Annotated in this window: 22 protein-coding genes; 4 read left to right on the top strand and 18 right to left on the bottom strand. The window is 67.4% G+C overall.

Features of this window, described 5'->3' with window-relative positions; genetic code table 11:
• Positions 1-5: 5 nt before the first annotated feature.
• The 5 genes from WKR98_RS16265 to WKR98_RS16245 all read right to left on the bottom strand — a co-directional run bounded on the left by WKR98_RS16265 (position 6) and on the right by WKR98_RS16245 (position 2,456).
• Positions 6-737: a hypothetical protein gene (locus tag WKR98_RS16265; protein WP_124689648.1), complete on the bottom strand. Its 732-nt coding sequence runs from the start codon at positions 735-737 to the stop codon at positions 6-8.
• A 110-nt stretch (positions 738-847) separates the two neighbouring features.
• Positions 848-1,708, bottom strand: a complete 861-nt coding sequence (locus WKR98_RS16260) for a class I SAM-dependent methyltransferase (RefSeq protein ID WP_341434481.1) — start codon at positions 1,706-1,708, stop codon at positions 848-850.
• A 9-nt stretch (positions 1,709-1,717) separates the two neighbouring features.
• Entirely contained in the window at positions 1,718-2,068 is a 351-nt protein-coding gene (locus WKR98_RS16255; RefSeq protein ID WP_124689649.1) for a VOC family protein, read from the bottom strand.
• A gap of 1 nt (position 2,069) precedes the next feature.
• The gene (locus tag WKR98_RS16250; RefSeq protein ID WP_341434119.1) at positions 2,070-2,246 is read right to left on the bottom strand and encodes a ribbon-helix-helix protein, CopG family; all 177 of its coding nucleotides are present in this window, start codon (positions 2,244-2,246) and stop codon (positions 2,070-2,072) included.
• A 30-nt stretch (positions 2,247-2,276) separates the two neighbouring features.
• Positions 2,277-2,456 carry a hypothetical protein gene (locus WKR98_RS16245; protein ID WP_341434118.1) on the bottom strand — a complete coding sequence of 60 codons (180 nt, stop codon included), beginning with the start codon at positions 2,454-2,456 and terminating at the stop codon, positions 2,277-2,279.
• A gap of 240 nt (positions 2,457-2,696) precedes the next feature.
• Here WKR98_RS16245 and dkgB point away from each other — a divergent pair, with 240 nt between their 5' ends.
• The 3 genes from dkgB to WKR98_RS16230 all read left to right on the top strand — a co-directional run bounded on the left by dkgB (position 2,697) and on the right by WKR98_RS16230 (position 5,191).
• Positions 2,697-3,500, top strand: coding sequence for a 2,5-didehydrogluconate reductase DkgB (gene dkgB / locus WKR98_RS16240; protein ID WP_341434117.1), 804 nt, complete (start codon positions 2,697-2,699; stop codon positions 3,498-3,500).
• A 195-nt stretch (positions 3,501-3,695) separates the two neighbouring features.
• Positions 3,696-4,391, top strand: coding sequence for an IclR family transcriptional regulator (locus WKR98_RS16235; protein WP_445936104.1), 696 nt, complete (start codon positions 3,696-3,698; stop codon positions 4,389-4,391).
• A gap of 2 nt (positions 4,392-4,393) precedes the next feature.
• The gene (locus WKR98_RS16230) at positions 4,394-5,191 is read left to right on the top strand and encodes an IclR family transcriptional regulator (RefSeq protein WP_341434115.1); all 798 of its coding nucleotides are present in this window, start codon (positions 4,394-4,396) and stop codon (positions 5,189-5,191) included.
• On the opposite strand, the gene WKR98_RS16225 is transcribed toward WKR98_RS16230, so the two are convergent.
• The 12 genes from WKR98_RS16225 to WKR98_RS16170 all read right to left on the bottom strand — a co-directional run bounded on the left by WKR98_RS16225 (position 5,188) and on the right by WKR98_RS16170 (position 18,046).
• Entirely contained in the window at positions 5,188-6,000 is an 813-nt protein-coding gene (locus tag WKR98_RS16225) for an enoyl-CoA hydratase-related protein (RefSeq protein ID WP_341434114.1), read from the bottom strand. The genes WKR98_RS16230 and WKR98_RS16225 overlap by 4 nt on opposite strands.
• 2 nt (positions 6,001-6,002) lie before the next feature.
• A complete protein-coding gene (locus WKR98_RS16220; protein ID WP_341434113.1) occupies positions 6,003-6,794 on the bottom strand; it encodes an enoyl-CoA hydratase/isomerase family protein in 792 nt (263 codons plus the stop codon).
• A 55-nt stretch (positions 6,795-6,849) separates the two neighbouring features.
• Complete coding sequence (locus WKR98_RS16215; protein ID WP_341434112.1) at positions 6,850-7,812, bottom strand: Bug family tripartite tricarboxylate transporter substrate binding protein; 963 nt, start codon at positions 7,810-7,812, stop codon at positions 6,850-6,852.
• A complete protein-coding gene (locus WKR98_RS16210) occupies positions 7,812-8,327 on the bottom strand; it encodes an FAS1-like dehydratase domain-containing protein (protein ID WP_124689658.1) in 516 nt (171 codons plus the stop codon). The genes WKR98_RS16215 and WKR98_RS16210 overlap by 1 nt, the downstream gene beginning before the upstream one ends.
• A 36-nt stretch (positions 8,328-8,363) precedes the next feature.
• A complete protein-coding gene (locus WKR98_RS16205; protein WP_341434111.1) occupies positions 8,364-9,632 on the bottom strand; it encodes a CaiB/BaiF CoA transferase family protein in 1,269 nt (422 codons plus the stop codon).
• Entirely contained in the window at positions 9,629-11,587 is a 1,959-nt protein-coding gene (locus WKR98_RS16200) for an ATP-binding protein (protein WP_341434110.1), read from the bottom strand. The genes WKR98_RS16205 and WKR98_RS16200 overlap by 4 nt, the downstream gene beginning before the upstream one ends.
• Before the next feature lie 3 nt (positions 11,588-11,590).
• Positions 11,591-13,195, bottom strand: coding sequence for a carboxyl transferase domain-containing protein (locus tag WKR98_RS16195; protein WP_124689660.1), 1,605 nt, complete (start codon positions 13,193-13,195; stop codon positions 11,591-11,593).
• 12 nt (positions 13,196-13,207) lie between these two features.
• On the bottom strand, positions 13,208-13,534 hold the full coding sequence (locus WKR98_RS16190) for an AtuA-related protein (RefSeq protein ID WP_124689661.1): 327 nt from the start codon (positions 13,532-13,534) through the stop codon (positions 13,208-13,210).
• An 11-nt stretch (positions 13,535-13,545) separates the two neighbouring features.
• Entirely contained in the window at positions 13,546-14,922 is a 1,377-nt protein-coding gene (locus tag WKR98_RS16185) for an acyclic terpene utilization AtuA family protein (RefSeq protein WP_341434109.1), read from the bottom strand.
• Between the two features lie 180 nt (positions 14,923-15,102).
• The gene (locus WKR98_RS16180; RefSeq protein WP_124689663.1) at positions 15,103-16,071 is read right to left on the bottom strand and encodes a glycosyltransferase family 9 protein; all 969 of its coding nucleotides are present in this window, start codon (positions 16,069-16,071) and stop codon (positions 15,103-15,105) included.
• A 165-nt stretch (positions 16,072-16,236) separates the two neighbouring features.
• Positions 16,237-17,103, bottom strand: coding sequence for a glycosyl transferase (locus WKR98_RS16175; RefSeq protein WP_341434108.1), 867 nt, complete (start codon positions 17,101-17,103; stop codon positions 16,237-16,239).
• 13 nt (positions 17,104-17,116) lie between these two features.
• The gene (locus WKR98_RS16170; protein ID WP_341434107.1) at positions 17,117-18,046 is read right to left on the bottom strand and encodes a hypothetical protein; all 930 of its coding nucleotides are present in this window, start codon (positions 18,044-18,046) and stop codon (positions 17,117-17,119) included.
• 130 nt (positions 18,047-18,176) lie between these two features.
• On the opposite strand from WKR98_RS16170, the gene WKR98_RS16165 reads away from it, so the two are divergent.
• The gene (locus WKR98_RS16165; RefSeq protein ID WP_341434106.1) at positions 18,177-18,866 is read left to right on the top strand and encodes a glycosyltransferase; all 690 of its coding nucleotides are present in this window, start codon (positions 18,177-18,179) and stop codon (positions 18,864-18,866) included.
• Here the strand turns inward: WKR98_RS16165 and WKR98_RS16160 are convergent.
• Complete coding sequence (locus WKR98_RS16160) at positions 18,847-19,617, bottom strand: hypothetical protein (protein ID WP_341434105.1); 771 nt, start codon at positions 19,615-19,617, stop codon at positions 18,847-18,849. The two genes, WKR98_RS16165 and WKR98_RS16160, sit on opposite strands and share 20 nt — an antisense overlap.
• Between the last annotated feature and the right edge of the window lies 1 nt (position 19,618).

Here is a 19,618-nt window from a genome sequence, read left to right as displayed (position 1 = left end):
CGGCCCTAGCGCACCGGCAGGAAGGAAAACAGCATCAGGTTCTGCGCGTAGTTGATGCCCAGCCGGCGCGAATTCTCGCCCAGCAGATTGGCGATCAGGTCCAGGCGCCCGATGATGGCGCCGAACTCCCGTTCGAAACTCAGGTTGGCCTGCGTGTCCGTCCATTCGTTGGCCAGCAGCAGCGGCTCGCCGCGCGCATCGCGCCGGCTGCCCAGCAGCCAGGCCGCGGCCTCGACGTTGCGGGCGGCGTTGTAGACCCGGCCGCCATCCAGCAAGTCGAAGGCATAGAAGCGCGTCTTGCCGTCGTGCGCCGCGACGATGGTGTCGGCCATGCCGTAGATGAAGGCGGCGACCCGATCGCCGGGGTAGGCGGGATCGAGCGCCACGGCCAGGATCTCGACGTCGCGCAGGCCCTGGAGCCCCGCCGGCGGCGTGTGGGCATCGATGGACCGCCTGACCGTCTCGGCGGCGGACTCCATGCTGGGTTTGCCGGACTTGCGCCACTCGCGCGGGTTGCGCTTGTAGAGCTTGGTCATCAGCGACATCAGGCTGGACAGGTTGTCACGCATGGCGATGGTCAGGGTCCGATTGAAATCGGTCTGCATCATCTGGTCCGAGGACATGTCCTCGGTACCCCGCGACTCGTAGCCGGGGCGCGGCAGCGCGGTGTACTGGGCACAGCCGGCCAGCAGGGATAAAGCCACCGCCGCCGCGCCCACTGTCCTGAAGCTGGTCATGCGGGATCCGTTCTTCGCGTTGCCGCGAGAATAACCCAATGCGCGGCGATTGCCGCACCGTTGTGAAACAGGTTTTCACAACAATGGTGAACGGATCTTGCGAGGGCCGGCTAGGTGGTCGCCACGAGCAGTTCCTCGGCATTGGCCGGCGGCCGCAGGCCGTCCGCGCGGCCGGAGAAATACCGCCGGGCCAGCTCGTCGGCCGAGACGTGGCGCGCCTCCTTGAATCCCTGCTCGCGGGCCAGCGCCAGGATCTGCGCCGGCAGGAAGAAGCTCACGAACGGCGTTCCGCTCTCGCGCGCGCCCTTCTCCGCCATCTCCATGCCCGGACGCACTTGCGGATCGGCCATGTCCAGCGGCAGCAGGAACGACATCGCAAACGTCGACCCTGGCGCCAGCGTCGCCATCTGGCGCAGCGTGGCGGCGTTCGCCTCTTTCGTCAGGTACATGCTGACCCCGGTGGACACCACGACCGCCGGCTTGCCGCCATCGAACCCGGCCGCCAGCAAGCGGTCCCACCAGGACTCGCCAGCCTCGAAGTCGACCGGCACGAAGCGCAACCACTCCGGTATCCCCAAGCCCAGTTCGGCCAGCCGCCGCCGTTTCCATTCCTGCGGCCCCGGTCTATCGATTTCGAACATCCGCAACCGCGATGCCACCTCGGGCCGGCGCTGCGCGAAGCTGTCCAGCCCGGCGCCCAGGATCACGTACTGCTCGAGGCCACGGCCGGCCTGATCCACGACCAGGTCCTCGATGAAACGGGCCCGGCCCACGATGGACGCGCGAAACGGCCGGGTGAACCCCTGGTCCATGTCGCCGCGGCGCTGCCAGCCCGGCTCCGGCGCCAGCAGGCGCAGGCCGACTTCATCGTCCAGCACGTGCGGCCGTGCATCGACCTCGACATGCAGCGCGCGCCACAAGGCTACCCGCGCCGCGGTGCTGTCGGGCGCCACATCCTGTTCGTCAGTCACGATCGCCACTCACTTTCCGGCCTGGGCTGGAGCCTGCAAGCGCCAGACGCGACCATCGGGATCGCGCACGGTCATGTCCCGCGTGCCCCAGTGCGTGTCCTCGAACGGCGTGACTACCTCGACGATGGGCTCGGGCTGGAACGCGTCCGCGTCGGGCAGTTTCAGCACGATTTGCGACTCGGGTTTCTCGCTTTCAGGGACCTCGGCGATGAACAGATAAGGACCGTCGCCATTGCGCAGCTGGCCCGAGTTGTGGTCGGTCTCGAACTCCAGCTTGAAGCCCAGGGCCTGGAAGAACCTGGCAGCCTTGCCCCAGTTGTGGGTGGTCAGGAACACGGCTTCGATCCGCTCGGACTTCATGTCACTTCTCCTTTCTGGTAGATCGGCGCCCGGGCCGCTGCGCGTCGAGATAGGCGCGCAGCGCCTCGGCCACCAGGGCCGAGAGCGAGGACTCCGATTCGATGGCGTGATGCTTGACCTGCCGGATCAGGCTGACCGGCAGATAGACGTTGAACTGCTTGACCTCTTCCTCGGCCATGGCGACCCTGTTTGCTAGATTGCTAGCATTCTAGAAACTCCGGTTTGCCTCCGTCAAGTCGAAGCCCAGGCCGAAGCACGTCGGCCCATAACCGGCGCCTTCCCACCCCTTGGCCAGGAAATACAGCGGGAAGAACGCGCCCAGCAGCGGCAGCGCCGACGCCAGGCACAGCAGGGAAGCCAGCGCGTACAGGGCCAGGCCCCGGAACATGCCCGACTTGCCGCCGCGCTCGTCGGCCAGCCGGCCACGGGTGCCGCTGGTGATGCGTTGGTTGACGTAAACGCTTACGGCCGCGCCCGAAGGAACACTGCGAGAGGAATTCTAGAACCCGACGAAACGCACGCGTTTTATTGACTTTAATTCAAATGTATTTGGCTTATACCGCGCTTCATCCGCAAAGGTAAAGGCGGCAAAATGCCAGCCATACCCCCGCTATCCAGGAGACCTTCCATGAGCATTCCTTCCTTCGGCGTCGGCACCTTCCGCCTGACCGGCCAGACCGTCATCGACTCGGTGCGCAACGCCCTGGACCTGGGCTATCGCGCCGTCGACACCGCGCAGATCTACGGCAACGAGGCCGAGGTCGGCCAGGCCATCGCCCAGAGCGGCGTCAAGCGCGCCGACCTTTTCCTGACCACCAAGATCTGGACCGACAGCTACGCCAAGGACAAGCTGGCGCCCAGCCTGCGCGCCAGCCTGGAGAAGCTGCGCACCGACTACGTCGACCTGACCCTGATCCACTGGCCGGCGCCGGGCAACGGCGTCGAGCTGAGCGAGACCATGGCGGCGCTGGCCGAGGCCAAGGCGCAGGGCCTGACCCGGCAGATCGGCATCTCCAACTTCAACATCGCGCTGACGCAGCAAGCCATCTCGATGGTCGGCAAGGGCGAGATCGCCACCAACCAGATCGAGCTCAGCCCGTATCTGCAGAACCGCAAGCTGACCGCGTTCCTGCAGGAACAAGGCATCACCGTGACCTCGTACATGACGCTGGCCTACGGCAAGGTGCTGAAGGATCCGGTACTGGCCGCGATCGCCGCCAAGCACCATGCCACCGTGGCGCAGGTCGCGCTGGCCTGGGCGCTGCAGCTCGGCTATGCGGTGATCCCCTCTTCCACCAAGCGCGAGAACCTGGCCGGCAACCTGCTCGCCCGCGATCTCAGGCTCGATGCCGACGACATGGCGCGGATCGCCGCGCTGGAGCGCAATGGCCGCGAGGTGGATCCCCAGGGGCTCGCGCCCGAGTGGGACTGATGGCAAGGGCGCGCATCCGGGTCGCCCGCCTGCACGATCCGGCGAAGGTTCACATATACAATTGAGGCCATTTTCTTTCCCAGCCTCATGCAGAACGTCGCCAACCCGTCATCTCGGCAACCAGGCACCCGGGACGTCCGCGTCCTGGCCCGCGGACTCACGATACTCTCCGCTTTCGAGCCGGAGAACGGCTGGTTGACCAACTCCGAACTGGCCGCGCTTACCGACCTGCCCAAGCCCACCGTCTCGCGGCTGACCTCCAATCTGCTGGAAGCGGGCTATCTGGAATACTCGGCCCAGCGGGCTGCCTACCGCCTGGGCATGCCGGTGCTCGCGCTGGGTTTCGCCGCGGCCTCCCATAGCGATTTCGTCGTGCTGGCCAGGCCGCTGATGCAGCAGTTCGCCGACGAGCACCGCGTGTCGGTGGTCCTGGCCTCCCCCGACGCCAGCAGCATGGTGTGCAACGAGGTCGCCCACAGCCGCGAGATGCTGTTCACGCTGCGCGTGCGCGCGGGCTCGCGCCTGCGCATCGACCGCTCGGCCCTGGGCCGGGCGCTGGTCGGCGCCATGGGCGATGCCGAACGCCTGGCCTATCTCGAAAAGCTCGGCGTTGCGGATCCGTCGGCCTGCGAATCCTTGAGCCGCGAAGTGCCTCACGCCGTCGCCCAGATGGCCGGCCAGGGCTATTGCGTGGCGGCGGGCACGCTGGAGGAAGGAACCAATGGCGTGGCGCTCGTGATAGATACGCCCGAGGGACCGCACACCTATGCGCTGGGCTGCGCCGCGCCCTCGAACGCGCTGGCCATGGCGCGGCTGAAGCAGGAAGTGGCCCCCGGACTGCTGGCGCTCAAGGCCAGGCTGGAAGCCGAGCTCAGCGCCGGCCAGGAGTAGGCATGGTCAGGACCCGCCAACCGGCCCCCGAATCGCCCCAGGCCGCCGATATCCAGGTCGATTCGCTGCGCCGGGGCCTGGAGATCCTCCGGCTGTTCGACGTGCGCCACCGCAGGCTGTCGCTGGACGACATCTCGAACAGGCTCGGCCTGACGCGAGCGACCACGGACAAGCTCGTCCAGACGCTGCTGAACCACCATTTCCTGCAACCGCTGGGCAACGACGTCTACCAGCCGCATGTCGCCTGCCTGGCGTTGGGACGCGCGGTCAAGCGCCGCCTGCCCATTGCCCAGGCGGCACGGCCGCTGATGCTCGAATTGTCCCAACGCTATGGCGTCCACGTGACGCTGACCACCCGCGACCGGCTACACATGCTGGTGGTCGAACATTGCGTCCCGTCGGGCAAGGTTCGCCTGGGGCTGACCACCGGATCGCGCTTCTCCATGATCGCTTCGGCGTCCGGACGCGCCTATCTGTGGGGGCAGCCCGAAGAACAGCGTCGCGCCCTGCTGGCACAGCTCGAGGACGAGGCAGGCGCGGGCATGCAGCGGCAGATCGCCGACACCCGCTCGGCCTTCCAGGAACTGGACAGGAACGGCTGGTGCTACCTGGCCTCGCCGGTGGCCAACCAGACCGCCTCCATCGCCACGCCGGTGCACGCCGGCGACGGCGTGGAATTCGCCCTGGCCGCCATGGCCGTGGGCGCCAGCCTGACGGAAAAGAACCTGCGCCAGCAGGTGGCGCCCGAACTCTTCGCGGTGGCCCAGCGCATCGCGCTCGACAAGGACGCTGGCCGCTAAGGCCCCGGCCGGCGCCCCTCGTCCAGCGACCCCAGCGCGTCGCGCACCGCCTGGAGGTGTTCCTCCGAGACGTGGGCGATCGCCTGGAACGCCGCCACGACGTCCAGGTGGGTCGGCAGCGTATGTTGCTCCGCATCGCGCAGCAGGCGCTTGTGCATGCGCATGGCCTGGGCGGGATGCCTGGCGATGCGGCGGGCCAGGCCGTCGGCCCGCGCGCGCAGTTCGTCGTCGGGCACGACATCCGACACCAGGCCGATGCGCAGTGCCTCGTCGGCGTCGATGGGATCGGCCGTGAAAGCCAGCTCCATGGCCTTGGACCGGCCCACCAGGCGGGGCAGCATCCACGCCCCGCCGTCCCCGGCGACGATGCCCAGCCGCGCGAAGCTGACCGAGAAACGCGCGCTGCGCGCCGCGATGCGTATGTCGCAGAAGCAGGCAAGGTCGCAGCCCGCGCCATAGGCCGGCCCGTTGACCGCGGCGATGACGGGGATCTCGGTCTCGCTCAAGGCCAGCGGCACCTGGTGCACCGTGTCCCGGTAGCGCGCCTGCACCTGCGATACGGAGCCGGCCGAGAACATTTCGCGCCGCGCCATCTGCCTCAGGTCGCCGCCCGCGCAGAACGCCCTGCCCTGGCCGGTGATGACGAGCACGCGCGCAGCGGGATCGACGTTGGCGCGGCGAACGTGGCCGGCCAGCTCCAGGAATTGCTCGGTGCTGGAAAAACGGTTCAGCGTGCCGGGATGGCAGAGCGTCAGGGTGACGATGCCGTCCCGGTCCTCGCGCTGGACGAAGCCCTCGCCCGCCGCCATGGCTAGGCTCCGATCCAGCGCGGCGGGCGCTTTTCGGCGAAGGCGCGCGGGCCCTCGATGGCATCCGCGCTGGCATAGACGCGCTCGTGGAACTTGCAGGCCGCCTCGAAGCCGCGATCGCACCCCAGGTCCATCGCCGCCCCTACGCTTTTCTTGGCCGCCCATACGGTCAACGGCGCATTGTCCGCGATGGTGCGGGCGACCGCCTGCGCCCGTTCGCGCACCGCTGCGGGCGTCGCCTCCACGTAGTTGACGAACCCCAATTGATGGAAGCGTTCGATGGGATGCATGTCGCCCGTCATCATCATCTCCAGCAGGAAGGGCTGCGGCAGCATCCACAGCATGGGCACGCCCCACGGCGAGCCCCGCCCCACCTTGGCCTCGGATATCCCCCCGCGCGTTCCCCGCAGGCCCACCCGGATGTCGCTGTTGGCCGCCAGCACCATGCCTCCCGCGGTGAAATGGCCCGTCATGGCGGCGATGATGGGCTTGGCCACCCGCCGCATGCGCTGGTGGAACGGATCGCGCAGCAGCTCCAGCATGTCCTTGCCCGACTCCGCGCGTACTCTCGCGGCTTCCTTCAGGTCCATGCCGGCCGAGAACGTCCCGCAATCGGCCGAGGTCAGCACGACGGCGCGCACGGCCTCGTCGCGGTCGACCTCGTCCCAGAGATCCAGCAGCCGTTCGCAGACCGCGATCGACAGCGCATTGCGCTGGTCCGGCCGGTTGATGCGGATCGTGGCGATGCCGGATGTCAGCGCATACTGCACGAGGGCATCGGTGGGTGTCGTCATGTCAGGCCTCCTGGACTCGGAAAGACGGCTCGAAAGATGGCTCCACGCTTGCCCCTCACTCGGGCTTGATGTCGGCGGCGCTGGTAAGCCTGGCGTAGTGCCGGCTTTCCTCGGCGATGTACTTGCCGAATTCGGCCGGCGCCATCGGCGGCAGCAGTTCGTAGCCCACGCCGTCCACCTGCTTGCGCAGCTCGGGTTGCTCCAGCACGGCGCGGACCTCGCGATTGAGCCGGTCGATGATCTCGGGCGACGTCCCCACGGGCGCGAACAGGCCGTTCCAGTTGCCGATCTCGAAGCCCGGCAGCACCTCCTTCATGGCGGGCACGCCCGGCAGCTTGGCCGAGCGGTCCGGCGTGATGGCCAGCGCCTTGAGCTTGCCCGTGGTCATGTAGGAAAGACCGGTCGAGAAATCGATGAACATCATCTGCGTCTGCCCGCCCAGCAGCTCGGCAATGGCCTGGCCGTAAGCCTTGTACGGGATGGCGTTGATCTCCGTCTTCGTCATCACGCGAAAAGTGCTGCCGGTGATGCGCGTGGTGCTGTTGGCATAGGGGAAGGACAGCTTGCCGGGATGCGCCTTGGCATAGGCGATCAGCTCGGCCACCGAGTTGACCGGCACCGAAGGGTTGACCACCAGCGCATGCGGGACGCCGCCCACCACGGCCACCGGCGCGAAGTCCTTCAGGCCGTCGTAGGACACTTTCTTGAAAAAGTACTGGTTCGCCACCTGGGTGGTATTGGTGCCGAACAACAGGGTGTAGCCATCCGGCTGTGCGCGCGCGACGTATTCGCTGCCTATCATGCCCGTGGCGCCCGGCCGGTTCTGAACCACCATGGATTGGCCCAGGCGCTTGCTCAGCGCCTCGGCCACCACGCGCGCCACGGCATCGGTCGGACTGCCGGCCGCGAACGGCACGACGATGGTGACCGGCTTGTCGGGATAGGCGGCCTGGGCCGCCGGCAGCCCCTGCGCGGCAAACGCCACGGCGCACAGGCCCATCGATCGCAAGGTTTTCATCATTGGTCTCCCGCAGGGGTGGATTCGTTCGGTCGGGTCTTGACCATGCGCAGCGGCGAGTAGGTCAGCACGGTCTCGCCCCGCTGGTTGACCACGCGGTTGGCGGTACGCACCAGGCCGCGGTCGGCCTTGCTCGTTGCCCTGGCCTCGACCACTTCGCATTCGACATGGATGGTGTCGCCGGCATTAGTCGGCTTGTGCACCTTGATGTCCGCCTCCATGAACGCCATGCCCGTGCGCTGCATGGTGCTCTGCATCAGCAGGCCCTCGGCCATGCAGAAGACCAGCGAACCGGGCGCCGGACGCGACCCGATGATGGATTGCGAGCCGATGTAGTCGAGGTTGGTGAACATTTCCTCGACCATGCCCACCGTCCCGATGAACAGGGTGATGTCCGCCTCGGTGATGGTCCGCCCCAGGGTGCGGAAGCGATAGCCGACCTCGACATCGTCCCAATAGAACCCCATCCCCAGGACCTCCAGCCCGTTGGCGTCGGTCGTGATTGCTCTACGCATGCCTTTCTCCTCCTGGATTCTTGAATGTTCTCTTGATCAAAGCACACCGGCTTCGCGCAGCGCCGCCAGTTGCTCGGGCGTCACGCCCACCGTCCGCAGGACCTCGTCGGTGTGCTCGCCCAGCAGCGGCGGCGCGCTTCCCGGCTCCAGCGGCGTGGCCGAGAAGCGCATGGGATTGCGCACCGTCGGCACCCGGCCATAGCGCGGATGCGGCAGCTCGGCGCGCAGGCCCCGCGCGACGACCTGCTCGTCGGCGAAGACCTGGTCCATCCGGTTGATGGGGCCGCCGGGCACCTGGGCCCGTTCAAGCAGCGAAGTCCAGTCGGCCAGGCTGCGCGAACGCGTGACGGGCACCAGCCACGCATCCAGCTCCGCGCGATTGCGCACCCGGTCCGCGATGGTCGCGAAGCGGGCGTCGGTGCCGACGCCGGGCTGGCCCACCGCCTCGCACAGGCGGCGGAACTGCGCGTCGTTGCCGACCGCGAGCACCAGATGGCCGTCCGCCGCCGGATAGACGGCATACGGCGCGATGTTGGGATGGCCGCTGCCCATGCGCTGCGGCACCTGGCCGCTGACCAGGTAGTTCATCGACTGGTTCACCAGCGAGCCGACCATGCAGTCCAGCAGGCTGATGTCGATGTGCTGGCCGCCGTGGCCCCGGTCGCGGTGCTGCACCGCGGCCAGGATGGCGGTGGTGGCGTACATGCCGGCCAGCAGGTCGGCCACCGCCACCCCCGCCCGCTGCGGCCCGCCGCCTGGCAGGTCGTCGCGCTCGCCCGTCACGCTCATCAGGCCGCCCATGCCCTGGATCAGGTAGTCGTAGCCCGCGCGATCCTTGTAGGGGCCGGTCTGCCCGAAGCCGGTCACCGAGCAATAGACCAGTTGCGGATTGATCTCGCGCAGCGAGTCGTAGTCCAGTCCGTATTTCTTCAGGCCACCGACCTTGTAGTTCTCCACGAACACATCGGCGCCCCGCGCCAGGTCCCGGACGATCCGCTGTCCGCGTGGATCGGAAAAGTCGACGGCCACCGATTTCTTGCCACGGTTGCAGCTCATGAAATAGGCGGCGTCGCCGTCTTCCCCCGTGCGTTCGTCGGCCAGGAACGGCGGTCCCATCTGCCGGGTGTCGTCGCCGGCGCCGGGTTTTTCTATCTTGATGACCTCCGCCCCCAGGTCGGCCAGGTTCTGCGTGGCCCAGGGGCCGGCCAGGATACGGGAAAGGTCCACGACGCGAAGGTGGCTCAGCGGCTTGTTCATGGTGGTCTCGGTTCTGCCGGCGCGCGCCGGCTCGGAATGGAAGGTCATGGCGCGGCGTCGTAGTCGACCTCGACGATGAGGTCGCCCTCTCGGACGCTCTCTCCACGCGCATAGCGCAAGGCTTGGACGATGCCGGCCTCGCGGGCGGTGATGGCATGTTCCATCTTCATCGCCTCGATGACGGCCAGCGTGTCGCCCGGCTGGACCCGGTCGCCAGGCCGCACCGGCAGCGCCGCGACGACGCCCGACATCGGCGCCGTGGCCAGCCGGTCGGCGTCCGCGCCATCGGCCTCGCGAGTCCTGCGCGGACGCACGGTGTAGTGGTCGCCGTCCACCTGCACATGCCAGCCGGATTCGGCCGGCCACGCCTCCCAGTAGCGGCCGTCCACCTGTCCACGCAGGTTCGAGCCATCGCGCACCACATGCGACGCCCTGCCGGCCGCCTCCACCGTCACGCCCCGGCCATCGGCCGCCGCGAAGCCCGCCGCGGCCGGCTCCTGGTCCAGCTCGAAATGCGCGCGCCCCAGCGGCGCCTCGGCATCCAGGCAATGCCGGTCCATTGCCCCCTGCCCGGCCTCCCGCGTCCACGGCGAACCTGGCTCCGCGGCCACGGGAAAATGCAGCGCGGCGCCCACCGCCACGGCCGCCTCGCGGCTGCGTGGCGCTTGCAGGTCCTTGCGCTCGTCCAGGTAGCGAGTGTTGACGTGCCCCGATCTGACCGCCGCATCGTCCAGGACGCGCGACAGATACCCCACGTTGGTGGTCACGCCCAGCAATGCGGTATCGTCCAGCCCCGCCCTGAGCGCATCCAGCGCGGCCTGGCGGTCACCGGCGTGGGCGATGAGCTTGGCCACCATGGGATCATAGAAAGACGGGACCTCGCCCGAAGCGTCCAGCGCCGTGTCCACCCGCAGGCCGGCGGGCCATCGCGCGTGGACCACCGCGCCCGGCGACGGCCGAAAATCCTGCGCGGGATCCTCGGCGTAGACGCGCGCCTCGATGGCATGGCCATGGCATGCGATGGCGGATTGCGCCAGCGGCAAGGCCTCGCCCGCCGCCACCCGCAGTTGCCATTCCACGAGATCCAGGCCCGTGACGGCCTCGGTAACCGGATGCTCGACCTGCAGGCGCGTATTCACCTCCAGAAAGTAGCACTGGAGATCGCGGCCGACGATGAACTCGAAGGTTCCGGCGTTGCGGTAGTTCAGGCTGCGCGCGCCTTGCAGCGCCGCCTCCAGCAGACGCTCGCGCGCCTGGGCGGGCAGGTCCGGCGCGGGCGCCTCTTCCACCACTTTCTGGTGGCGGCGCTGGAGCGAGCATTCGCGTTCGAAAAGGTGCACCGCCCCGCCCCGGCCGTCGCCGAAGATCTGCACTTCGATGTGGCGCGGCTGGCCGATGTAGCGCTCGACGATCATGCGGCCGTCGCCGAAACTGCTGCGCGCCACCCTGATCGCCGACTCGATCGCGTCCGCCAATCCTTCATGGCGCGTGATGACCTGCATGCCCTTGCCGCCGCCACCGGCCGAGGGCTTGAGCAATACCGGCAGTTCGATGGCGCGCACCTGCGCCTCGAGCTGCCCGGGATCGTCGCTGGCTTCGTCGGTGCCCGGCACCACGGGAACGCCCGCCGCGCGCATCAGTGCCTTGGCTCGCGCCTTGTCGCCCAGCATGGAAATGGTTTCGGGCGCGGGCCCGATGAACACCAGTCCCGCGTGCTCGACGGCCGCGGCGAATTCGCTGTTCTCGGACAGGAAGCCGTAGCCCGGGTGCACCGCTTCACAGTTCGTGCGCAGCGCCGCCTCGACCAGCCGGTCGCCGCGCAGATAACTGTCGCCGGCCGGCCCCGGTCCCAGGCACACCGTTTCCACCGCGCCGCCCAGATGGGCCGCGGCGGAGTCGGCTTCGGAGTGGACCGCCACATACTCGATGCCCAGGCGCCTGCACGTGCGCGCGATGCGCCGGGCAATCTCGCCCCGGTTCGCGATCAGGATTCTCTTCCACATGTCCTACATCCTGAAAACGCCGAAGCGTGTCGATTCCTCGGGGCTGCCCGCCGCCAGCGCCAGGCCCAGCGTCAACCATGCGCGCGTATCGGCGGGCTCGATCACGCTGTCCACCCACAGGCGCGACGCCGCATGCAGGGCCGTGCTCTCGGCATCGTAGACGGCGCGCACCGGGGCCTTGAAGGCCTCGGACTCCTCGGCGGAAAATGCCTTGCCCTGGCGCGCCAGTTGCTCGGCGCGCACCAGGGCCAGCACCGTGGCGGCCTGCTCGCCCCCCATCACCGACGTCCTCGCGTTCGGCCACATCGCCATCAGGCGCGGCCCGAAGGCGCGCCCGCACATGGCATAGGCGCCCGCGCCGTAGCTGCCGCCTATGACCACGCTGAACTTGGGCACGCGCGCGGTGGACACCGCGTTGACCATCTTGGCACCGTCCTTGGCGATCCCGCCCTGCTCGTACTGCACGCCGACCATGAAGCCGCTGATGTTGTGCAGGAACACCAGCGGGATATTCTCCTGGCAGCACAGCTCGATGAAGTTGGCCGCCTTCTGCGCACTCTGGCCGAACAGCACCCCGTCGTTGGCCAGGATGCCGACCGGATAGCCGCCTATCGCGCCCGTGCCGCAGATCAGGCTGGCGCCGTAGCGCTCCCGGTAGGCGACGAACTCGCTGCCGTCCAGCAGCCGCGCCAGCACGTCGCGGATCGGAATGGCCTGCTTCGGATTGGCGGGAATCAGCCCGGGCAGTTCGGCCGGATCGTGGCGCGGCGGAACCGGCGCCCGTGGCGGTGCCGGCAAGGCGCCGGTCTTGCCACGCGCCACGATGTCCCGGACCAGTGTCAGCGCGTGCAGCTCGTCGTGGGCGAAATGATCGGCGACGCCGGACAGGCGCGTATGAACGTCGGCCCCGCCCAGCGCCTGCGCATCGACCCGTTCGCCGGTGGCCGCCTGCACGAGCTGCGGCCCACCCAGGTAGACCGTGCCGGCCTGGTCGACGATGACGGTCTCGTCGCACATCGCGGGAATGTAGGCGCCGCCCGCCGTGCACGCGCCCAGCACGGCCGCGACCTGCTTCAGGCCCAGGGCGGACATCTCGGCGATGTTGCGGAAGATCTTGCCGAAATGATGTTCGTCGGGAAAGATGTCCCCCTGCAGCGGCAGGTAGGCGCCGCCGGAATCCACCAGGTAGACGCACGGCAGCCCGTTCTCGCGGGCAATGGCCTGCGCGCGCAACTGCTTCTTGATGGTGAGCGGATAGTAGGTGCCGCCCTTCACCGTCGCGTCGTTGGCCATGACCACGCAGGCGCGGCCCGCCACCATCCCGATGCCGGTGATCATGCCCGCGCCCGGCGACTGGCCGTCGTACAAACCATCGGCCGCGAGTTGCCCGATCTCCAGGAACGGCGTTGCGGGATCCAGCAAGGTATTGATCCGTTCGCGCGGCAGCAGCTTGCCCCGCGCGAGATGCGTCTGGCGCGCGCGCTCGCCGCCGCCTTCGATGGCGCGCCGGCGCGCGGCATCCAGCGGCACGCGCAGTTCGGCATAGGCCGCGGCGTTGGCGGCGAACTCCTTGCCGTCGGTGCGCGTGCGGGAGGATAGGATGGCCATGGCGTCGAATCGTCAGGAAAGCGTCTCGGCGCCACGCACCGGCAAACGCATCAAGGCATAGCCCAGCGACTTGCCGGTCTGGTCCAGCCGCAGGGTGCGCGTGGCACCACCGCCCAACGCGTGGCGCATGACCACGACCACCGCGCCGATGTTGTCCATGGGATGGCACTCCACCTCGCCCCGCACCCAGTCGCCGTAGATCCGCTTCACGTCGGCCGGCGTCACGCTGGCGCGCAGCCACGCATATTCTCGCGGGCCGCGGGCAACCAGGCCCACGGAGCAGACGTCCCCCTTGTCTCCGGACCGCACGTAGGCGATATCTTTCACTTGCAGTGTCATCGGCATGCTCCTCAAGCCACCAGGATCTCGGTCTTCTGTACGACGGCGTCGCGCGGGATCAGCGTCGGCCACAGCGCGATGACGGGACGCGGCTTCATCGGCGTGCCGAACGACGTGCCGCCCGGCCCCATGATCCAAAGATTCGTCCCGGCCCGCCGCACCTTGTCGGCTTCCTCCTGGGTACGCGTACGCACCGCGCAGCGCAGCCCCACCTCGGGCAGTTCGTTGGCCCACTCCCGGCCGGGAAACGCCGCCGCCGGCCCATGCAGGGTGTTCAGGCCGACGAAATCGAAATGCACCTGGTCGGCCGCGAGCCCCATCCGCTCGAAACGCTCGAGCAGGGTCTCGCGCGCCTTCACGGCACGGTCGTAGGCATTGGGCCACGGGAAAAAGGCCATCGTCTCCCCTATCCAGCCGTCCTGGTAGCCCACTACCATCTTCCACTGGTCGGGCGCGGGCTCCCCCCGCATGCCGCTGACGCGGACGCGGTCCTGGCCTTCGTCATTCAGCGCGAGAGACGTGAAATCCGCCACCGCGTCGGGCATCAGATAGCGGCGGGGATCGCCGATTTCGTAGACGAGGTGTTCCTTGACGGTCCACTGATCGACCCGGCCGCCGCTGCCCGGCAGCTTGGTGACGGTGGCATCGCCCGTCTCGTCGACCTCCAGGATGGGGAAACCGACCCGGCCCATGTGCGGCATTTCCGCGAACCGCGACGACATGCCGCCCGAGCAGCCCGCCGCGCATTCGACGATATGCCCCAGCGTGACCGCCGCGGCATACCGGTCCACGTGCGCCGCGTCGCGGCGCCAGCCGAATTCGTGCGCCAGCGGACCGACGTACAGCGCGTTGTCCGACACCCGTCCGGCGATGACGACATCGGCCCCGCCGGCCAGCCCCTCGCTTATCCCCGAGCTGTCGGTATAGACGTTCGCGCAGACCACACGATCGCGAATGGCCGCGAAATCCTCGTCTCCCGTATCGAGATTGCGCAGCGGCACGCCTTGCGCGGCCAGGGCATCCAGCTTGTCCAGCATGTCATCGCCCTCGATCAGGGCGATGCGGGCGCCGGCCAGTCCCGCCTGGCGGGCCCCCTGGGCGATCCGGTCAGCCGCGGCGCGCGGATTGACGCCGCCGCCATTGGAAATCAAGCGCGTGCCGGCGGCCTTGGCCTTCGGCAGCAACGCGATCATGGCCTGCACCGCATCCGGCACGTAGCCGGCATCGGGCCGCTTCAGCTTCTGCCGCTGCAGCAATGCCATGGTCAGTTCGGCCAGATAGTCGAAACACAGGTAGTCCAGGTTCGCCCGTTCCAGCAGTTCTTCCGCGGGGTCCAGCGCGTCGCCCCAGAAACCCGAACCGGCCCCCATCCGCACGATGCGGCCCATATCTGCCTCCGCTTTCTAATTTCGTTTTATTTTATCTAATTTCATTATATTTTTCATTCGACGAAAACGTCAAGCGCGAGATCCAGGCTCGTCCGGGGTCAGGTTGCTTGGGGATTGCGCGGTTGCTGGCGGTAAGCGTACATGGGACCGGGCTGCTGCCCTGCCCCCGTTCGTCTTCGGCTATGCGCGGCTCTTCGTCATCGGCGTCTGCGCGATGGGGCTGGCACTGATCATGGACTTGCTCGTCGTCCGCTCGCCCGTGCTGCCTTGATCGAAAGCCAGCACAGCCTCCGAGACCCGCCGGCGCAGCCTCTCGATCGCGGCCTCGACCTTGCGGACCGACAACAGGTACTTCCATGAATGTTCCCGCATCCATCGGCCGGGCATCAGCGGCGGCGCGGTAACCGTCACGCTGGGCGCCCAGCCCGGCGCCCAGCGCACCGCGATTCGCGGCCGCATCGCGAGCGAGACGGCGGGTACTCCCACGTTGGAGGCCAGGTGGGCAAGGCCCGAATCGTTCCCCACGAAAAGACGAGCCGTTGCGAGCCAGCGCGCCAGGTCGTCAAGGGATTCGTGCGAGACCAGGCGAAAGCCCTGCGCTTCTACCCATGCCCATTCCTCGCGCTCGCGCGGCGCGACGACGAAGCTCGGCTCGTAGCCCCGGCCGCGCAGCCGGCGCGCGAGTTTCAGGAAACGACCGGGCAGCCACTGCTTCTGGATGTCGCTTGCCGTGGGATGAATGATTACCCGATTGCCCACCCCCGACACGCCGACGTCGACCGGCACGGCCAGGCCGTTGTCGCGCGTCAGGGCATCCAGCCCGAAACAATGGCGACATACGTCCAGCTGGATGTCCACCATGGGCTTGACCTGGCGATACGTGGGCCATCCGTCCATGCCCCAGACGCGCGGATGCCAGTCGTGCACATCGTCCGGCACGTCGGTTTCGTAGGCGTGCAGCACCACGTCGAAACGCTCGAGCCGGCTCCGGGCCTGCGTCGCATGCAGGGCGGGCTCTATGCGAAAGCCGGGAAACCACGTGCGCATGGCATGCAGATGGCGGCTGAAGACCGTGACATCGATCCCATGGCGGACGAGATTGTTGGCGACCACCATCGAGATCAGCGTGTCGCCGATGCGCGGCGACATCACGAAGGCAACAGACCAGCCTGGCTGGATCGGATGTCGGGGATGGTTGATGGCAGCCCCCTTTGTGCAATGGTCCAGGTCGATGTAATCGACTCTACTCTGCCCTCCGGTGCGACTTGTTTTTTATCGTAACCAAATCGTCACCGGATATTCGCAAGTAAACGATCAATCGGCGGAGCCGCCCAGGCCCAGGCGCGACCAGAACGAGCGCTTGCGGGTGCGATGGTTGCCGGCATAGTCGCGCTGCGTGGCCTTCATCACGTCGCCGAATGGCTGCGGGGCCCGATAGCTGTCGAGCGCATATCCCGCGGACAGCGCTTCCCGATAGCAGGTATCGAATAGCCCGGCCAGGTCGGCCCTCGGATGCGGCAGCACCCGGCCGTCGAACCAATGCTCGCGGCCTTCCCGCTCCAGCCTGGGGAAGGCGTACTTGTGGCTGAACTGCGTTCCCATGTCCGAATAATGCAGGATGCGAATGTCATCAAGCGGCGTTCGCTCGCCATCGATGTTGTTGTAGTCGGAATGCATAGGCTCGATCAGCTCGGGATGTCCGGTGAAATACCGCATCATGCGCTGGTGCGCGTCGGGCTCGGCGCGCAGGCTTTCGATGGGCGGCAGATGCGCCCGCGCGGCGGCGCAATCCCATACCGTCACGCAAAAACGCCACGAGGCCTTGCGTCCCTTGCCGCTCAGGACCTTGCCCGCGCCGAACGGCATGCGCCAGAGTTCGGCCAGGTCGCACAGCACCAGCATGTCGGTGTCCAGGTAGATACCCCGGCCCTGATAGCCGCAGAACGCCGGCACGCCCCAGCGGAATCCCGAGAACGGCGTGGCCCACGCTTGCGTCCGCCAGCCCAACCCACGCTCCGGATCGGCATGCCAGAAGCTGGACGGATCCCTGGAGAGCCGCATCCACTCGATGTCGATGGGCAGCGAACAGTGCTTGCGCGCGCTGTATTCCAGCACCATCATCTGTTCGAGATCACAGTCGTTCGGATCGCATCCGACGAAAAGCCTGATCCGGTCTTCCATATGCTCCTCGGCATCAACCCCCGGCCAGCGTGCGCCAATCCTGCTGATGGAACATGCCGCCCGACAGCGCGCCGCCCGGCGACAGGTTGACGATCCGCACGCCCGATTCGCGCAGCAATGCCGCGGCCCGTGTGAACGATGGCAGGATATGGCCGGGCAGGTATTGGTCGAGCGTTGTGGGAAGGCGATCGGCGGGCGACTCGTAGAAGCGGGCCGCGGTGGCGGCATTGCAGAGATCGACGCCATGCAGCACGATTTCCGAGAACCCCAGCCAGGCCATGACCTGAAGGCCAGTGTAAGCCACGGTCCCGACGTCGAACACGCCCTTGCGGATGTCGCGGCTGAATCCCAACGCCCGGTCCGGGTCGAAAACGGCCAGCTCGCCGTCGGGATGATCGCGCCGCACTTGCGCCATCGTCCGCGCCGGCAACAACGCGCGCCGCTGGGGATTCTCGATCAGGAACAGCCGGCAGCGCAGCGCCTCGGGCGGCATCCGTTGCAGCACGTGCCACAGGCACAACGGCGTGGTGAACAACAGCAGGTCCTGCCCGACGATGCGGCGGACCAGCTCGGGGCGAGCGCGCACGAAGCCCGTATCGTTGAAACAGTAATAGTCGAAGCGCAGGGCGTAACGGTCGAGCAGCGCGATGGCGCCGTTCACGCCCATCACGTTGGTCAAGGATAGCCGGCCGTAGTCGATCTCGTTGATCGACGGGCCGCAGGCGATGATGTGCCCCGTTCCGGACGAGGCTCCCCGCGCCACGCTCGCATTGGCCAAGGGCAGCGGCCGGCGCCGGTACGCATAGCCGGCCACATGGCCCTGGGCGTCACGTCCGACCGACACGTGCGGCCACAGGCGCTCGTTGTGGCGCTGGCCCGGACCGTGGGTGTAACGGTACAACAGCTTCAGCGCGGTGTTGGCGAATCGGCGGGCGACGGGCATGTGGCCAATTGTTTGCTGATCCGCCGGGAATGTCGAGGCGGCGCCTGTTTCTTATGAAACGTTGTGATACGCCCGCCCGGGCGGCCGCCCGGTACAACATGGGTTCCAGCAGAACTCGACCCGGCCGGCCATGATAGAAACTGCCCGCATCTACATAGGCTTCGACAGCAAGGAAGTCGTCGCCTATCACGTGCTGTGTCAGAGCATCGTGGAGAAAAGCTCCATGCCTGTTTCCATCACCCCGGTCGCCCTGGATCATCTGGAGGGCGTCTTCGCCCGACCGCGAAATCCGCTGCAGTCGACCGAGTTCTCGTTCTCGCGCTTCCTGGTGCCCTACCTGAGCGGCTTCCAGGGCTGGTCCCTGTTCATCGATTGCGACACGCTGGTACGTACCGACATCGCGGAGCTCTGGGCCCTGAGGGACGAGCGCTTTGCCGCGATGTGCGTCAAGCACGACTATGTGCCCAAAAGCGAGACCAAGTTCCTGGGGCAGGTCCAGGCCAAATACACGAAGAAGAACTGGTCCAGCGTTCTGCTCTTCAATAACGCGAAATGCCGCCGGCTCGACCCCTACTACGTGAATACCGCGACCGGGCTGGACCTGCACCAGTTCAAGTGGCTCGAGTCAGACGACCTCATCGGTGAACTGCCCACTGCGTGGAACTGGCTGGTCAATGAATACCACTACCTGGCCGACGCCCGGCTGGTGCACTTCACCACCGGCGGCCCCTACTTCGACGAACGCAGGCACGACGACTATGCGGACGAATGGTTCGCCACCCGCGATCGCCTTCTGCATGTCAGGCAGCGCGGCCGGTGACTCGCTGCGCGCATCCCTCATCCCACAAGGGGATGCCCGTCGCGCGGGCGACCTGCGGATCGGCGGTGAAAATGGGCCGCCCCGCATCGAGCAGGCGTTGCAGGATGATCAGATCCATGCGCACATGCAGCCGCGCCAGGCCCGCATCGTTGTAGGCGTGCCCGGCCGAGCCCGGGTCGATGCCGGAGATGATGACCGCCGGCGCGCCATGATGGAGGGCGTACAGCACCGCGTTGATACCGTTCGAGCACTTCGACTCGGCATCGATCTCCAGCGAATGCAGGCCCGCCACCTTGTCGAGCAGCGCCATCCGCTCATAGCGGTCGACGATGTAGAGATGGTCGTAGCGGTAGTCGAACGACGCCAGCCCGCGCTCCAGCCGCTCGCGTTCGCTCTTGCGCCACAGCAGCACGTAAAGCGCCCGGGTCCGCCGCCCGCTCAGGACCCGCCGGACCTCGCGCGCGTTGTGCGTGGTTCCCTCGATCTGGTTGAACATCATCATCGTGATGTCGGGCACCTCGATGCCCCAGCGCGCGGCCACCGCCTGGGATCCGTTCACCGTGATGATGGCATAGCCGCCATCCAGGCCCACCGGCCGACTGGCCCGCGGCGCGGAGCCGACCACCACCACCGGGCCTTTGATGTCGAAAGGCAGCGGAGGCGGCGCGGGCCGGGTCAGACGGTACTTCATCCACCGATACAGGCGCTTTTTCGTATCGATGAACCGTTGCCGCATCTTGCTCGCCGTCATC

It is taken from the genome of Pigmentiphaga sp. YJ18 (genome assembly GCF_038066655.1).
Taxonomy (GTDB): Bacteria; Pseudomonadota; Gammaproteobacteria; order Burkholderiales; family Burkholderiaceae_B; genus Pigmentiphaga.
Note: the sequence above shows the minus strand (reverse complement) of the source record. Positions and strands in the feature narration are given on the sequence as shown.

Coding starts and splice junctions, on each gene's coding strand:
- WKR98_RS16265 (WP_124689648.1), bottom strand. CDS start 737: ATGACCAGCTTCAGGACAGTGGGCGCGGCGGCGGTGGCTTTATCCCTG.
- dkgB (WP_341434117.1), top strand. CDS start 2,697: ATGAGCATTCCTTCCTTCGGCGTCGGCACCTTCCGCCTGACCGGCCAG.
- WKR98_RS16160 (WP_341434105.1), bottom strand. CDS start 19,617: ATGACGGCGAGCAAGATGCGGCAACGGTTCATCGATACGAAAAAGCGC.
- WKR98_RS16165 (WP_341434106.1), top strand. CDS start 18,177: ATGATAGAAACTGCCCGCATCTACATAGGCTTCGACAGCAAGGAAGTC.
- WKR98_RS16255 (WP_124689649.1), bottom strand. CDS start 2,068: ATGAAGTCCGAGCGGATCGAAGCCGTGTTCCTGACCACCCACAACTGG.
- WKR98_RS16245 (WP_341434118.1), bottom strand. CDS start 2,456: ATGTTCCGGGGCCTGGCCCTGTACGCGCTGGCTTCCCTGCTGTGCCTG.
- WKR98_RS16205 (WP_341434111.1), bottom strand. CDS start 9,632: ATGACCTTCCATTCCGAGCCGGCGCGCGCCGGCAGAACCGAGACCACC.
- WKR98_RS16185 (WP_341434109.1), bottom strand. CDS start 14,922: ATGGGCCGCATCGTGCGGATGGGGGCCGGTTCGGGTTTCTGGGGCGAC.
- WKR98_RS16180 (WP_124689663.1), bottom strand. CDS start 16,071: ATGTCGCCGCGCATCGGCGACACGCTGATCTCGATGGTGGTCGCCAAC.
- WKR98_RS16170 (WP_341434107.1), bottom strand. CDS start 18,046: ATGCCCGTCGCCCGCCGATTCGCCAACACCGCGCTGAAGCTGTTGTAC.
- WKR98_RS16210 (WP_124689658.1), bottom strand. CDS start 8,327: ATGCGTAGAGCAATCACGACCGACGCCAACGGGCTGGAGGTCCTGGGG.
- WKR98_RS16220 (WP_341434113.1), bottom strand. CDS start 6,794: ATGACGACACCCACCGATGCCCTCGTGCAGTATGCGCTGACATCCGGC.
- WKR98_RS16175 (WP_341434108.1), bottom strand. CDS start 17,103: ATGGAAGACCGGATCAGGCTTTTCGTCGGATGCGATCCGAACGACTGT.
- WKR98_RS16250 (WP_341434119.1), bottom strand. CDS start 2,246: ATGGCCGAGGAAGAGGTCAAGCAGTTCAACGTCTATCTGCCGGTCAGC.
- WKR98_RS16195 (WP_124689660.1), bottom strand. CDS start 13,195: ATGGCCATCCTATCCTCCCGCACGCGCACCGACGGCAAGGAGTTCGCC.
- WKR98_RS16190 (WP_124689661.1), bottom strand. CDS start 13,534: ATGACACTGCAAGTGAAAGATATCGCCTACGTGCGGTCCGGAGACAAG.
- WKR98_RS16215 (WP_341434112.1), bottom strand. CDS start 7,812: ATGAAAACCTTGCGATCGATGGGCCTGTGCGCCGTGGCGTTTGCCGCG.
- WKR98_RS16200 (WP_341434110.1), bottom strand. CDS start 11,587: ATGTGGAAGAGAATCCTGATCGCGAACCGGGGCGAGATTGCCCGGCGC.
- WKR98_RS16225 (WP_341434114.1), bottom strand. CDS start 6,000: ATGGCGGCGGGCGAGGGCTTCGTCCAGCGCGAGGACCGGGACGGCATC.
- WKR98_RS16230 (WP_341434115.1), top strand. CDS start 4,394: ATGGTCAGGACCCGCCAACCGGCCCCCGAATCGCCCCAGGCCGCCGAT.